This window comes from Brevundimonas sp. (genome assembly GCF_044239655.1).
In the GTDB taxonomy this organism is placed as follows: domain Bacteria; phylum Pseudomonadota; class Alphaproteobacteria; order Caulobacterales; family Caulobacteraceae; genus Brevundimonas.
In genome coordinates this window covers 1-13,729 of the sequence record NZ_JBIIAY010000085.1, presented here as the reverse complement: position 1 = coordinate 13,729, position 13,729 = coordinate 1, and the positions used below count along the sequence as shown (strand labels likewise).

General features: G+C 68.9%; 15 protein-coding genes and 1 pseudogene. 7 read left to right on the top strand and 9 right to left on the bottom strand.

The features are described 5' to 3' along the window. The 4 genes and pseudogenes from ACILQR_RS11645 to ACILQR_RS11630 form a co-directional block, all read left to right on the top strand. Positions 1-505: pseudogene (locus ACILQR_RS11645) on the top strand (F0F1 ATP synthase subunit beta); the annotation flags it as partial. Between the two features lie 3 nt (positions 506-508). Then, the gene (locus ACILQR_RS11640; RefSeq protein ID WP_271146049.1) at positions 509-778 is read left to right on the top strand and encodes an ATP synthase F1 subunit epsilon; all 270 of its coding nucleotides are present in this window, start codon (positions 509-511) and stop codon (positions 776-778) included. Next, positions 778-1,356 (top strand): hypothetical protein, encoded by a 579-nt coding sequence (locus ACILQR_RS11635; protein WP_395651575.1) that lies wholly within the window; start codon positions 778-780, stop codon positions 1,354-1,356. The genes ACILQR_RS11640 and ACILQR_RS11635 overlap by 1 nt, the downstream gene beginning before the upstream one ends. Before the next feature lie 168 nt (positions 1,357-1,524). After that, positions 1,525-2,655: a CaiB/BaiF CoA transferase family protein gene (locus ACILQR_RS11630; RefSeq protein WP_395651574.1), complete on the top strand. Its 1,131-nt coding sequence runs from the start codon at positions 1,525-1,527 to the stop codon at positions 2,653-2,655. Here ACILQR_RS11630 and ACILQR_RS11625 read toward each other — a convergent pair. After that, the gene (locus ACILQR_RS11625; RefSeq protein WP_395651573.1) at positions 2,622-3,515 is read right to left on the bottom strand and encodes an SDR family oxidoreductase; all 894 of its coding nucleotides are present in this window, start codon (positions 3,513-3,515) and stop codon (positions 2,622-2,624) included. The two genes, ACILQR_RS11630 and ACILQR_RS11625, sit on opposite strands and share 34 nt — an antisense overlap. A 60-nt stretch (positions 3,516-3,575) precedes the next feature. Next, positions 3,576-4,247: a bifunctional 4-hydroxy-2-oxoglutarate aldolase/2-dehydro-3-deoxy-phosphogluconate aldolase gene (locus ACILQR_RS11620; RefSeq protein ID WP_395651572.1), complete on the bottom strand. Its 672-nt coding sequence runs from the start codon at positions 4,245-4,247 to the stop codon at positions 3,576-3,578. Positions 4,248-4,397: 150 nt separating this feature from the next. Here ACILQR_RS11620 and ACILQR_RS11615 point away from each other — a divergent pair, with 150 nt between their 5' ends. Then, positions 4,398-6,107, top strand: a complete 1,710-nt coding sequence (locus ACILQR_RS11615; RefSeq protein ID WP_395651571.1) for a bifunctional protein-serine/threonine kinase/phosphatase — start codon at positions 4,398-4,400, stop codon at positions 6,105-6,107. Here ACILQR_RS11615 and ACILQR_RS11610 read toward each other — a convergent pair. Continuing rightward, positions 6,097-6,894, bottom strand: a complete 798-nt coding sequence (locus tag ACILQR_RS11610; RefSeq protein WP_395651570.1) for an alpha/beta hydrolase — start codon at positions 6,892-6,894, stop codon at positions 6,097-6,099. The genes ACILQR_RS11615 and ACILQR_RS11610 overlap by 11 nt on opposite strands. Positions 6,895-6,941: 47 nt before the next feature. Between ACILQR_RS11610 and ACILQR_RS11605 the strand changes: the two genes are divergently transcribed. Further along, positions 6,942-7,199: an Lrp/AsnC family transcriptional regulator gene (locus ACILQR_RS11605; RefSeq protein WP_271146056.1), complete on the top strand. Its 258-nt coding sequence runs from the start codon at positions 6,942-6,944 to the stop codon at positions 7,197-7,199. Positions 7,200-7,259: 60 nt separating this feature from the next. Further along, complete coding sequence (locus ACILQR_RS11600) at positions 7,260-7,619, top strand: hypothetical protein (RefSeq protein ID WP_395651569.1); 360 nt, start codon at positions 7,260-7,262, stop codon at positions 7,617-7,619. A 68-nt stretch (positions 7,620-7,687) separates the two neighbouring features. Here the strand turns inward: ACILQR_RS11600 and ACILQR_RS11595 are convergent, their stop codons facing one another. The 6 genes from ACILQR_RS11595 to hisE form a co-directional block, all read right to left on the bottom strand. After that, a complete protein-coding gene (locus tag ACILQR_RS11595) occupies positions 7,688-7,972 on the bottom strand; it encodes a hypothetical protein (RefSeq protein ID WP_271146058.1) in 285 nt (94 codons plus the stop codon). Between the two features lie 135 nt (positions 7,973-8,107). Next, positions 8,108-9,085 (bottom strand): glucokinase, encoded by a 978-nt coding sequence (gene glk / locus ACILQR_RS11590; protein WP_395651568.1) that lies wholly within the window; start codon positions 9,083-9,085, stop codon positions 8,108-8,110. Positions 9,086-9,157: 72 nt separating this feature from the next. Beyond that, positions 9,158-11,065, bottom strand: a complete 1,908-nt coding sequence (gene edd, locus ACILQR_RS11585; protein WP_395651567.1) for a phosphogluconate dehydratase — start codon at positions 11,063-11,065, stop codon at positions 9,158-9,160. Continuing rightward, positions 11,065-11,772, bottom strand: a complete 708-nt coding sequence (gene pgl, locus ACILQR_RS11580) for a 6-phosphogluconolactonase (protein WP_395651566.1) — start codon at positions 11,770-11,772, stop codon at positions 11,065-11,067. Before pgl ends, edd begins: the two co-directional genes overlap by 1 nt. Continuing rightward, complete coding sequence (gene zwf, locus ACILQR_RS11575) at positions 11,772-13,235, bottom strand: glucose-6-phosphate dehydrogenase (RefSeq protein WP_395651565.1); 1,464 nt, start codon at positions 13,233-13,235, stop codon at positions 11,772-11,774. The genes pgl and zwf overlap by 1 nt, the downstream gene beginning before the upstream one ends. 69 nt (positions 13,236-13,304) lie before the next feature. Beyond that, positions 13,305-13,729 (bottom strand): phosphoribosyl-ATP diphosphatase (hisE, locus tag ACILQR_RS11570; protein WP_395651564.1); only part of this gene is annotated, 425 nt, incomplete at its 5' end.

Sequence of the window (13,729 nt, the reverse complement as noted above, 5' to 3'; positions counted from 1 at the left end):
CGTTCCCGCCGACGACCTGACCGACCCCGCGCCCGCCGCCTCGTTCGCCCACCTGGACGCGACGACCGTGCTGAACCGCGACATCGCCGCCCAGGCCATCTTCCCGGCCGTGGACCCGCTCGACTCGACCTCGCGCATCATGGACCCGCTGGTCATCGGCGAGGAACACTACCGCGTCGCCCGTTCGGTCCAGGAAGTCCTGCAGCAGTACAAGGCGCTGAAGGACATCATCGCCATCCTGGGCATGGACGAGCTGTCGGAAGAGGACAAGCTGGTCGTCAGCCGCGCCCGCAAGATCAGCCGCTTCCTGTCGCAGCCCTTCTTCGTGGCCGAACAGTTCACCAACTCGCCCGGCAAGTTCGTCTCGCTGGAAGACACGATCCGCTCGTTCAAGGGCATCGTCGCCGGTGAATATGACCACCTGCCGGAAGCCGCCTTCTACATGGTCGGCGCGATCGAGGAAGCCGTCGAGAAGGCCCAGAAGCTCGCTGCCGAGGCGGCCTGATCCATGGCCGGCAAACTCAGCTTCTCGCTGGTGTCGCCTGAACGCGAGGTCTTTTCCGGCCTCGTGGATCAGGTCGATGCGCCGGGCGTCGAGGGCGACTTCGGCGTCCTGCCGGACCACGCTCCCTTCATGACGGCCCTGCGCGAAGGCACGGTCACCGTGTTCGACGGCTCGGCCCGGCGGGTGTTCGAGGTCCACGGCGGTTTCGCCGACGTGACCCCGGCCGGCCTGACCATCCTGGCCGAACAGGCCTCGGAAGTCGCGGCGGCCTGATGATGCACCGGCGCATCCGCGCCGTTGCCCTCGCCCTCGCCCTCGCCCTCGCCGCCCTGTCTGTTGAGGGCTGTTCCACCCTGCCGCCCGGCGTCGCCACCCCGGCCGATCTCGCCGCGCGGGTCGCGACCGAGGTGTGCGTCCCCTACGTCGCCGATGATGCTCCCTTCCGTGAAGCGCGCCGCGCGCTCGACGGTGGCTGGAACCAGCAGTGGCCTGAACTGATCACGTCGGGTCCTCCGGGACCGGTTCTGCATCGCGGATCGGCCGAGCTTTCGATCGTCCCTGACCGGATCAATCCAGTCTCTGGAACGGCCGAGACCCGGGCCTGCGTGATCACGGTGCGAGGCTCCGACGCCGATGCGGTGATCGCCGCGATAGAGCTGTTGCTTGCGCTGCGTCCGATGGGCCCCGGCGACGACCCGGATGTTGTCCCTGCCCGCTACTGCCTCGTGAGACCCTCAGGTCGAAGCGCGGCGGTGTGGGTGCTGAACTACCCGCCGCTGAGGCCGGAGCGGCCGTTGGATCGGCGGGTCGGCCTGTCCGTCAACCATTCACCGCGAGGCGGCTGCGCTTGACCGTCATCGATGCCGCTGGCGTGTTACCGCGCCAACGCGGCCGGCTGAGCTGGAGCGTGACGCGGTCGCAGGCCGCGGACGAGCCGGCCCTGATCCTTGTCACCTGGCGGCCGCGCGGTTAGGCCTGCGGGCCCGACGCACACGCGCGTCTCGTCCAGGGATCAGGCCTTGACCACCGCACCCGGTCCCCTTGCGGGCGTCCGCATCGTCGAGTTCGATGCCATCGGGCCCGTGCCCTTGGCGGCCATGCTGCTGGCCGACCTGGGGGCCGAGATCATACGGATCGCGCGGGCACCCAACTCAGGCCAGGCCTGGGACGACACGGGTGGGGCGGTGCTGAACCGCAGCCGCAAGCACGTCCATCTCAACCTCAAGTCGGCCGGGGATCGTGACCGGGCCCTGTCCTTGGTCGCGCGTGCCGACGCGGTCATCGAGGGCTTCCGCCCCGGCGTCATGGAGCGGCTGGGCCTCGGACCAGAGGCCTGCCTCGCCGCCAACCCCCGGCTGGTCTTCGTGCGCATGACGGGTTGGGGCCAGACCGGGCCTCTGGCCGAGCGGGCGGGGCACGACCTCAACTATATCGCCGTGACGGGCGTGCTGGAGGCCATGGGCTCGCCGGACAGCCCGCCGCCCGTGCCGCTGAACCTGGTCGGGGACTATGGCGGCGGCTCGATGTTCGCCGTCATGGGGCTGCTGGCCGCCGTAATCTCCGCGCGGGCCTCGGGTCGGGGACAGGTCGTCGATGTGGCCATGACCGACGGGGTCGCGGCCCTGTCCAGCCTGTTCCACGGGCTGGCGGCGTCGGGTCTGTGGATGAACGCTCGCGGGCTGAACCTGCTGGACGGCTCCAAGCCCTTCTATCGATGCTACGTCTGCGCCGACGGGCGGTCGGTGGCGGTCGGGGCGCTGGAGCCGGCGTTCTTTGGCCGGTTGTTGGCGGGGCTGGACCTCGCTCCCGCCGCCTTCAACCAATTCGATCCGTCCGGCTGGCCCGCGATGGCCAAGACGTTTGCCAGGGTCTTCGCGACCCGGACCCGTGACGCATGGGCCGCGCGGTTCGAGGGCACCGACGCCTGCGTGTCGCCGGTGCTCGATTTCGCCGAGGCGGCCGACCATCCGCACAATGCCGCCCGGGACACCCTGGTCGAGGTGGACGGGGTGCGCCAGCCAGCACCGGCGCCTCGGTTCTCCGACACCCCTGCCGCCATCGACCCCGCGCGACGCGGCCTGATCGACATCGACCAGGCCCTCGCCGCCTGGAGCGATCAGGCGATGCCCGCGCCGCCGGTCACGCCATAGACCTCGCCCGTCGTGAAGCTGGATTCCTGCGACGCCAGCAGCACATAGACGGGCGCGATCTCCACCGGCTGACCCGGACGGCCGAAGGCGGACTGTTCGCCGAAATGCTGGACCTTCTCCTGAGGCTGCCCGCCCGAGGGTTGCAGCACGGTCCAGAAGGGGCCGGGGGCCACGACATTGGCGCGGATGCCCTTCTCGATCAGCTGCTTGGCCAGGGCCTTGGTATAGGCGACGATCCCGGCCTTGGTGGTCGCATAGTCCAGCAGGATGGCCGAGGGCTCATAGGCCTGGATCGAGGCCGTGGTGATCACCGAGGCCCCGGCCGGCAGGTGCGGCACCGCCGCCTGGACGATCCAGTGCAGGGCGTACAGGTTGGTCTTTAGGGTCACGTCGAAATCGGCGGTCGAGACCTGGGACACGTCTTCGCGGAACTGTTGGTGGCCGGCGTTGATGACCAGGATGTCGAGCCCGCCCAGACCCTGGACCGCCTTCTCGACCATCTGGCGGCACCAGGATTCGTCGGTGACGTCGCCGGCCAGGGCGACGGCGGTGCGGCCCTCCGCCTCGATCAGCTTGATCACGTCGTCGGCGTCGGAGGCTTCGGACGGCAGATAGCCGATGGCTACGTCGGCCCCTTCCCGGGCATAGGCGATGGCGGCGGCGCGACCGATGCCGGAATCACCGCCGGTGATCAGCGCCTTGCGACCGGCCAGCCGACCCGACCCCTTGTAGCTTGTCTCGCCGTGATCCGGCTCGGGCGTCATCCGCTCGGCCAGGCCCGGTGCGGGTTGCGGCTGTTTCGGAAAGGGCGGGCGCGGATACTGTTCGCGCGGGTCCTGCATCGTCAGGCGATCGGTCATGGCAAGGCTCTCGGCTGGGAGTGAGCCGAATGAACACCGCCGGTACGATTGGGTTCTGGCTCAGCTCGCCCGGAAGGCCGCGATGGCGTCGACGGTCGCGCGCACCTGAGTCTCGATCCCGGCCCAGTCACCGGCCTTGACCGCCGCATCGGTGATCAGCTTCGAGCCCATCCCCGCCGCCACGATGCCGGCCCCGAACCATTTGGCGATGGAGGCCGCGTCCGGATCGACGCCCCCGGTCGGCATGATCTTGGTCCAGGGCATGGGACCCAGCACGGCCTTGACGAAATCGGGTCCGCCGACCGATGCCCCGGGGAACAGTTTGATGATCTCGCAGCCCAGCTCCTGCGCCTCGCCGATGTCGCGCACCGAGCCGCAGCCGGGGAAATAGGCGACCATGCGCCGGTTGCAGACCCGCGCCACGTCGGGCACCAGACAGGGGCTGACCACGAACCGCGCGCCGCGATTGAGGAACTGCGCCGCCGTGCCCGCGTCGATGATGGATCCGATGCCCAGAACCACGTCGGGGTCGGTCTTGATCAGCTCGCGGTTGATCTCGCCGAACAGGTCGCAGGCGAAGTCGCCGCGATTGGTGAACTCAACGGCTTTCGCACCGCCGCGCGCACAGGCGCGGATCACGTTCAGACAGACCTCCGGGTCCGAATGATAGAAGACCGGCGCAACGCCTTGGGTCTGGAGGGCGGTCAGGACGCTGAGGCGATCGATGGGCATGGGGCTCTCCGGCAGTTGCGATCTGCGTCGCCGCTGGGACCGTGCGCGTCAAGGGCGAGGGCGGTAAACCGGTATCAATCCGTGTGACGAGGCATCCGGCCTCTTGACCTCGCCCGCCGTGGCCTCCCTTGTCTTCACAGGGGGCACGGCATGAGCACGGACGGCGATCTGGAGGTGGCGGCGGGGTTTGCGACGGCTCTGGGGCCGCGCGCGGACAACCAGGATTTCGGCGGGGTCCACATCGGATCACCGGCCGAACAGCGGCTGCACGGGATCGTCGCGGTGGTCGCCGACGGCGTCTCGGGATCCAAGGCCGGGCGGGTGGCGTCGGAACTGGCGGCACGCAGCTTCATCGATGGCTATCTGAGCCAGAACCCGCTGGGCGGGATCGCGGCGGCCGGGGTGGCGGCGCTGAGGGGGTTCAACCGCTGGCTCCACGCGCGCGGCAAGGCCGATCCGACCATGGCGGGGGCAGCGACGACCTTCACCGCCCTGGTGCTGCGCGGGCGCGAGGCCACGGCCCTGCACGTGGGCGACAGCCGGGCCTGGCATTTCCGCGACGGCGTCCTGACCCGGCTGACCGAGGACCACACCCTGTCGCAACAGGGCCTCAGCCATGTGCTGTACCGCGCCGTCGGCATCGAGCAGGACGTCAAGCTGGACGTCCGGGTGCAGCCGCTGAAGGCCCACGACCGGCTGCTGCTGACCAGTGACGGGGTGCATGGGGTGGTCGACGAGGAGGCCCTGTGCCGCCTGCTGGCGCGGCGCGCCTCGCCCGATGCGGATGCGCAGGCCATCGTCGAGGCGGCGACGCTGGCGGGTACACGAGACAATGCGACGGCCATCGTGCTGGACGTAATCCGCATCGCGGCGCTCGATCGCGACGCCATCGGGGCGGAGGCGGAAGGGTTGCCCATCCTGCCCACGCCCCGCCTGGGCGACAATGTGGACGGCTATGTTCTGGAGCGGGTGCTGTCGGACGGGAAATACACCCGCCTGTTCCTGGCGCGCGACGGGGGCGATCCGACCCCGGTGGTGGTGAAATTCCCCAAGCCGACCCTGCTGTCCGAACAGGGCGCACGGGCGGCCTTCCTGCGCGAAAGCTTCATCGGGCGGCGGATCGACAGTCCCTTCGTCGGCAAGACCCTGGCGGTCGAGGCGGGCCGTCAGAGCCGGCTCTACATCGTTCAGCCCTTCTATGACGGCCAAACCCTGCACGGGCGGCTGGCGGGCGAGGGGCCGCTGGACGTCCAGTCGGGGGTGGCGACCGCGATCCGGCTCGCGCGCGGCGTCGAGGCCCTGCATCGCCAGGGCATCACCCATCGCGACATCAAGCCCGACAATGTCATCCTGGAAAAGGGCGACGGGCTGAAGCTGATCGACCTCGGGGTCGCGCGCCTGCCCCGCATCGAAGGGTTCGGCGCGGAGGACTTCTCCGAGACCGAGGCACCCGGCACGCCGGGCTATATGGCGCCCGAGCTTCATTCAGGCGCGGCGGGCGACGCCCTCAGCGACCAGTTCGCCCTGGGGGTGACGCTGTACCGGATGTTCTGCGGGCCCCAGTACCCATGGGGCCAGGCCGAGGGTCGTCCGCGCTTCGACCGGCTGACGCGGCCGACAACGCACCGGCCCGACATGCCGGCCTGGCTGGAGGCGGCCATCGTGCGCGCCGTTTCACCCGACCCCGACGACCGGTTCGCCGATGTGCAGGAGCTGATCCATGTGCTGGAAAGCGGCAGCGCCACGGCGGCACCGATGGCCGACAGCCTGTCCCTGATGGAACGCTATCCGGTGCGGTTCTGGCAGGCGGTGTCGGCGGTGCTGGCGGTGCTGCTGTTCATCGCCGTGGTTACGCGCTGAGGGCCAGATCGACGATGCGGCGCACCAGTTCGCTGTTCGGGTCCCCAAGCGGGTCCAGCACGGTGAAATGGTTGAGATCGGGGAGGGCCTCGAACGGGGTGTTCGCACCGCCCGCGCCCCAGGTCTGCGCCATCGTCTGGCTCTGACGAATGAACTCAGCGGTCTCGATGCCGCCGACGATACAGTCGAGGATCGCGCCTTCGGGCACGGTCCAGCCGAGCGGGCTCAGGCGGACGGCCTCGTCTGCGTCCAGACGCAGGGCCGTGTTGATCGAGGTGTGAAGCAGCGGCCGCAGGTCGAAAACGCCGGAGATGGACACCCCGCGCTCGGCCCGGCCCTCGCTGAGCAGACAGGCCGCCAGATGCCCGCCGGCGGAATGGCCGACGAGGACGGGCGGGGTCCCTGCGCGCTCGGTCAGCAGGGCTGTCGCCGTCCGCATTTGATCGACGATGGCGGCCAGCGTCACCTGCGGGCACAGGTCATAGCCGGGGATGGCGACGCTGATCCCGTGGGCCAGCAACGGCGGGGCGATCCAGCTGAACCAGGAGGGGTCCAGCGCCTGCCAGTAGCCGCCGTGGATGAAGGCGACGACGGGCGCGCCCGGCCCGGCCTCGAACAGGTCGATCGTCTCGCGCGGGCCAGGACCGTAGCGCAGGACAGTCGGCGGATAGGCCGCCCGGGCGACCTCCGCGTCCGCCTTCCAGCGGGCCATGACGGCGGGATGGTCGGGACAGGCGGCGCGATTGTTGTAGCCCGCTTCCAGATCCGGTCGGCTCTTACCCGTCACGTTCGCATCCGCTAGGAAGGGCACCGACCTTCGGAGCCTGAACCGCCATGATGACCGCCATCTTCGTCTTCATCAAATGCGAGCTGGGCCACGCCAACGACGTCGCCGCCGACATGGTGGACAATGTCGAGAACGTCTCGGAGGTCTATTCGACCTCGGGCCAGTACGACCTGCTGGCCAAGTTCCAGCTACCCAAAGAGATGGACATCGGCACCTTCGTGACCAAGTCGGTCCAGACCCGGCCGCATATCCGCGACACCTTCACCGTCATCACCTTCTCGCCCTTCCTGCCGACCGGGAAATAGAGCGGGCGTCACGGAAGGGTCGCGAACGACGCCCAGTCAGGGCGAAACGGAGTTTCGACCATGCGCCTGATCCTCATCGCCGCCGCCGCCCTGCTGGCGTCCGCCTGTACCCCGATCGCCGACAGTCCCGCGCCGTCCGGCCCGGTCCAGAGCGCCGACGCGGCCGCCTGTGCGGCGCGGGGCGGAGAACTCCGCCGGGTCGGCCGGATGCAGAGCCAGCAGTGCATTCTGAAATACGCCGATGCCAACAAACCCTGCACCGACAACGGCCAATGCCTGGGCGACTGCCGGGTCGAGGGCTCGATCAGCACGCCGGCCGGGGCGGCCGTGGCCGGACGCTGCACGATCGATTCCGATCGCTTCGGCTGTCACACCACGATCACGGGCGGCAAGGCCGATCCGACGCTGTGCATTGATTGATCAGCAGGCACGAAAAAGCCCCCGCCGCTTCTGCGACGGGGGCCTGATCGTATCGGTGTGGAAGTGGCTTAGTGCTTCGGCGCCGTGTCGCCCGGAGCCATCGCGCCGGTCGAGGGCGAGGTGTTCGGGGTGTTGGCGGTGGTCATGCCGCCGTCGGCGTTGCCGGCTTGCTGCTCGATCACGTCGGCCTGGGCGTTGAGGGCCTTTTCCTCGGCTTCGTTCGGGGTCGCAGCGGCCTGGGCCTCCAGCGAGTCCGCTTGAACTTCGGCGGCCTTGTCGGCGGCGCTTTCGCCGCAGGCGGCGACGCCGGCCAGCATGGCGACGGCAGCGGAGGCGATGATCAGTTTACGCATGGGGTAGTTCCCTTCCTGTTGGAAAGACCCAAACGGCGCCGCTTCAGATTGGTTCACGCGGCCGTGATGATTATTTGATGGTGCAGCGCACTGTTATTGCTAAGCTTTAGCGCGCCCGGTGCATAACGGTGGTCGTCAGTCCGCCACCGCGAAGGCCACGCGGGCCGCCCCCAGCAGGGCCGCGTGCTTGTGCAGGATCACCTTGGTGGGGATGGCCGCCATATAGTCCTGGAACCGGCCCTTGCGTTCGAAACGCTCGCGGAACGGGCTGGCCTGGAGGAAGGGCAGGATGCGCGGCGCGATGCCGCCGGCGATATAGACCCCGCCGCGCGCACCTGTCGTCAGGGCGATGTCGCCCGCGACCGCGCCCAGGACGGCGCAGAACCGGGCCAGGGTGGCACCGCAATGGCTGCGCGGGTCGTCCAGCGCCTCCTGGGTGATCTGGGCCGGGTCGTCGATATGGGTCTCGCGCCCGTCGATCTCGGCGAGGGCCCGGTGCATGTTCAGCAGGCCGGGCCCACAGATCAGCCGTTCGATCGAGACCCGGGTATAGCGTTTGCGCAGAATCCTCAGGATCTCGTCCTCGATCGGATCGCCGGGCGGGAAGCAGGCATGCCCCCCTTCGGACGGCATGGCCATCTCGCCGCCCCGTCCGTCGCGGACCAGGGCCGAGACGCCGAAGCCGGTGCCGGGGCCGAGCACGGCGACCGTGGCATGCGCCTCGCCCTCGTCGGGGCCGCCCAGCGAGGCCAGCTGATCGGCGGGAACCACCGGAGCGCCCCAGGCCAGGGCCTCGAAATCATTGATCAGGCGCGCGGGCTTCAAGCCCAGGGTCTCCAGCTCGGCCTCCGATACCCGCCAAGGCGAGTTGGTCAGGTCGATCTCGCCGTCGGTGACCGGCCCGGCGACGGCCAGCACGCAGGCCGTCGGCTTGACGTCGCATCCGTCCAGATAGGCCTTGATGCCACCCAGGAAGGTCGGGTGTTCGGCGGCGGGGAAACTCTGATGGTTCTCCAGCACAGGCCTGCCCTCGACCATATGGGCCAGGGCGAAGCGGGCGTTGGTGCCCCCCACATCGCCGACGAGCAGGGTCTTGTCCCATTGAACAGTCATAAGCGTCCTCCGATGGGCCCTGTGCTCGCCACGCGGTGGCTCACGACGTGAGGGCCGTTATTCTTGTTGTTCTTAAGCGTCCACGGCCCGGTCGACGAGATTTCGATCCGGCGGGGTGTCGGTGTGGCGGGCCGCGCCGGGCACGGGCAGGAAACAGACCGAGGCCCCCTCCTCCGCCGTCCCCACGACGTGGCGGAAGGCGGCGAACAGTTCCCGGCCATAGCCCCAGGACGCGCCCTCCGAGTGGGCTGCAGCGCGCTCCACCCCGGGACGTGACGCCAGATCGACCCCGCCGACGGTGGACAGGACGCCGGCATCGGCGTCCAGACGGATGACATCCCCGGTGCGGACATGGGCCAGCGGACCCCCGGCCAGGGCCTCGGGACTGACGTGGATCGCGGCGGGCGTCTTGCCCGAGGCACCCGACATCCGCCCGTCGGTCACCAGGGCGACCTTGAACCCCTTGTCCTGGAGCACGCTGAGCGCCGGCGACAGGGAGTGCAGTTCCGGCATCCCATTCGCACGCGGCCCCTGGAAGCGCAGCACGACGATGACGTCGCGGTCCAGCTTGCCTGCCTTGAAGTCGGCCAGGACGTCTTCCTGGGTCTCGTACACCTCGGCCGGAGCTTCAACGATGCGGTTCTCGGGCTTGACGGCCGAGACCTTGATCACCGCCCGGCCGAGATCGCCCTTGACCAGCCGCAGGCCGCCCTCGACGTCGAACGGGTCCGAGGCGGGACGCAGGATATCGCGGTCCAGGCTTTCGGCCACGCCGTCGCGCCAGACCAGTTCGCCGTCAACCATGGACGGTTCCTGGAAATAGGCCTCGATTCCCTCACCCATGATGGTCGTGACGTCGGAATGCAGGATGCCCGCGCCGGCCAGCTCCCGGGCCACGAAGGCGACGCCGCCGGCCGCCTGAAACGCGTTCACATCGGCCGAACCGTTGGGATAGACCCGCGCCAGCAGGGGTGTCGCCGACGACAGCTGGTCCATGTCGGTCCAGTCGATCAGGACGCCGGCCATCCGTGCCATGGCGACCAGATGGATGGCGTGGTTGGTCGATCCCCCGGTGGCCAGAAGCGCCACGATCATGTTGACGACGGATTTCTCCGACACAACGTCGGCCATCCGGCATTCGCCACTGCGGGCCAGTTCGACCGCCCGCTTAGCGGTGGCGGCGGTCAGGGCGTCACGCAGTCCTGTCTCCGGATGGACGAAGGCGGTGGACGGCATGTGCAAGCCGCCCAGCTCCATCATCATCTGGTTGGAGTTGGCGGTGCCGTAGAAGGTACAGGTGCCGGGCGAATGATAGGAGCCGATCTCGCTCTCCAGCAGGGTCTGGCGATCCACCTGGTTCTGGGCGTACAGGGCCCGGACGCGGGCCTTCTCGGCATTGGGAATGCCCGAGGGCATGGGCCCGGCGGGGGCGAACACCACCGGCAGGTGGCCAAAGGCCAAGGCCCCCATAAACAGGCCCGGCACGATCTTGTCGCAGACCCCCAGCATCATGGCAGCGTCGAAGGCGTCGTGGGTCAGGGCGACCCCGACCGACATGGCGATGGCGTCGCGGCTGAACAGGCTCAGCTCCATGCCTGGGCGGCCTTGCGTGACCCCGTCGCACATGGCGGGCGTGCCGCCGGCGACCTGGGCCGTCGCCCCGACCGTGCGCACGGCCTCGCGGATCACGGCGGGGAAGCGCTCGAACGGCTGATGGGCCGACAGCATGTCGTTATAGGCGGTGACGATGCCGACATTGGGCTTCGACCCGTCCATGGCGGTCAGCTTGTCGGCGATCGTCTGGCCGGCGAAGGCATGGGCCCAGTTCGCGCAACTGAGCTTGGCGCGGCCGGTCCCGGAATCGCGGGCGGCGTCCATGCGGCGGATATAGTCGGCGCGAAGCTCGGCCGAGCGGGCCGTGATCCGGGCCGTGACCTCGGCGACGACGGGGTGCATCGGCGGGCGGGTGAAATGGGGCATCAGTTCGCCTCCGTCCAGACGACTTCGAGGGGGACCTTGGCGGCGATCAGGGCGGCGATGGGCTGGATGGCCGGGTCGCCCGCCGCCTCGCGCTCGAACGCGGCTCGCTTCTCCGCGCCCTTGAGCCCCAGGATCACCCGGCCCGCCGTCATCAGATAGGGCAGGTTGATCGACAGGCGTACCAGGCTGGGGGCCATGCCGTCGCGCCCGTGCGGCACGCCCAGCACCGTGGGTTTCAGCGTCGGCGACAGCAGGGTCTTCAGGGTCGGCGAGTTGGGGAACATCGAACAGATGTGGCCGTCCTCACCCATGCCCAGCAGGACGGCGTCGAACCGGCCCCCGGCCTCGGCCAGGGCGTGGGCGGCGATCGCAGCGGCGCGGTCCACCGTCACGGCGGGATGATACAGGGGCACGAACCGCGCGGCGGCGGCGGGCCCTTGCAGCAGGACGTCGCGGATCAGCCGGGCGTTCGACTCCGGCGAGGTCTCGGGCACATAGCGTTCGTCCACCAGGGTGACCGCGATCCGGTCCCAGCCGATGTCGGCCTGGGCCAGACGGGCATAGACGGGCGCGGGCGTCGATCCGCCCGGCCCGGCGAACAGGGCCCGGCCGTTGTCGAGGACGGCGGCACCCAGGGTCTCCTCGATCCGCCCCGCGATGGAGGCGGCCCAGGTGTCGAGGGTGGGGAAGGTTTCGATCTCTACCATCAGTCGCGCACGTCGATCGTGTTCCAGTCGCGCCCGGTGCGGGCCATCAGCATGTCGGCGCTGTCGGGACCCCAGGTGCCGGCGACATAGTCCTGAGGCTTCACATTGCCGTCCGACCAGGCCTGGGACACTTCGTCGACCCATTTCCAGGCCTGTTCGGCCTCGTCGCGGCGCACGAACAGGGTGGAGTCGCCGTTCAGGGCGTCGAGCAGCAGCCGTTCATAGGCGATACGGCGGCGTGGCGGGGTCTCGTGCTTGTCGCGGAAACCCCAGCTCAGGCTCATCTTGATCGGCTGGAGCTGCATCTGGGCGTCCAGCCCGGCCTTCTTGTTCATCACCGTCAGGGAGATGTCTTCCTCGGGCTGCAACTCGATGATCATCCGGTTGGCCTGGGGCTCGCCCTCGCGGCCGTCGAAGATCGAATGCGGCAGGGGCTTGAAGGCGATGACGATCTCGGTGCGTTTCTCCGGCAGCCGTTTGCCGGTGCGCATGAAGAAGGGGACGCCGGCCCAGCGCCAGTTGTCGATATCGGCGCGGATGGCGACGAAGGTTTCGGTGTCGGACGGCTGGCCGCGTTCCTCATCATAGCCCTTGACCGTCTCGCCATCGACGACGCCGCCGACATATTGGCCGCGTACCGTGACCCGCTCGGCCTCCTCGTGGGTGATGGGGCGGAGCGACCGCAGAACCTTGACCTTCTCGTTGCGCACCGATTCCGGTTCGAGGTCCGACGGCGGCTCCATGGCGACCAGGCACAGCAGCTGGAGCATATGGTTCTGCAGCATATCCCGCAGCGCGCCGTATTCGTCATAGTAGGGCCAGCGGTCGCCGACCCCGACTGTCTCGCCGATGGTGATCTCGACGTGGTCGATGTTCTGGGCGTTCCACAGGGGCTCGAACACCGTGTTGCCGAACCGCAGGGCGATCAGGTTCTGGACCGTCTCCTTGCCCAGATAGTGGTCGATGCGGAACACCTGGCTCTCGGAGAAGGCGTCCGAGACCGCGTCGTCGATCTCGCGGAAACTGTCCAGGTCACGGCCGACCGGCTTTTCCAGTACCACCCGGTCGTTGGCCTCGGCCAGGCCCGCTGCCCGCATGGCCGTGACGATCCGGGCATAGAGGGACGGAGACACCGCCAGAAAGGAGGTCACGTCGCCGTCCCCGACCTTGTCCTTGAGGGGCTTCAGGCTTTCCGCGCTGGTGGCGTCGACGGCCAGATAGTCGAGGCGGGCCTTCATCCGCGACCAGGTCGCCTCGTCCCAGACGTCGTCGGCCCTGGCCTTGCTCTCGCAGGCGGCACGGACCTTTTCGATATATTCGTCGGCCGTCTCTTCGGAGCGGGCCGCGCCGATGATCTTCAGGCCCTCGGGCAGGCGGCCTTCATGGTCGAGAAAATAGAGCGAAGGCAGCAGCATCCGCATCGCCAGATCGCCACCGCCGCCGAACAGCACGAGTGCCGCCATGCTTGTCGTCCTTCCTGCCTTGCCTGATCTCGTTCGCGGTCCCGAATGACGGTAGCGCGGCCGGACGGCTCAGGTTGCGTCTTTGGCCGGTTGTGCCCGCCGGGCCAACACGTCGAGAACGTCCTGAAACGACAATTGACGCGCCCGTAACAGAACCAGCAAGTGATAGATCAGGTCCGCACCCTCTGAGGCCAGTTCTTCGTCGGGCCCTGCGACCCCGGCCAGGGCCGTCTCGACGCCCTCCTCCCCGACCTTCTGGGCCAGGCGCTTGGGGCCCTCGGCGATCAGGCGGGCGGTGTAGCTGACGGACGGATCCTGGGCCGCGCGTTCGACGATGGTGCGTTCCAGGGCCGCGATTCGACCCACGCCGGGAGCCTCTTCCGATCCGAAACAGCTGGTGGTCCCCAGATGGCAGGCTGGCCCCATCGGCCGCACGGCCAGCACCAGGGCGTCTCCGTCGCAGTCGGGGGTGATCGACACCACCGCCTGGCGGT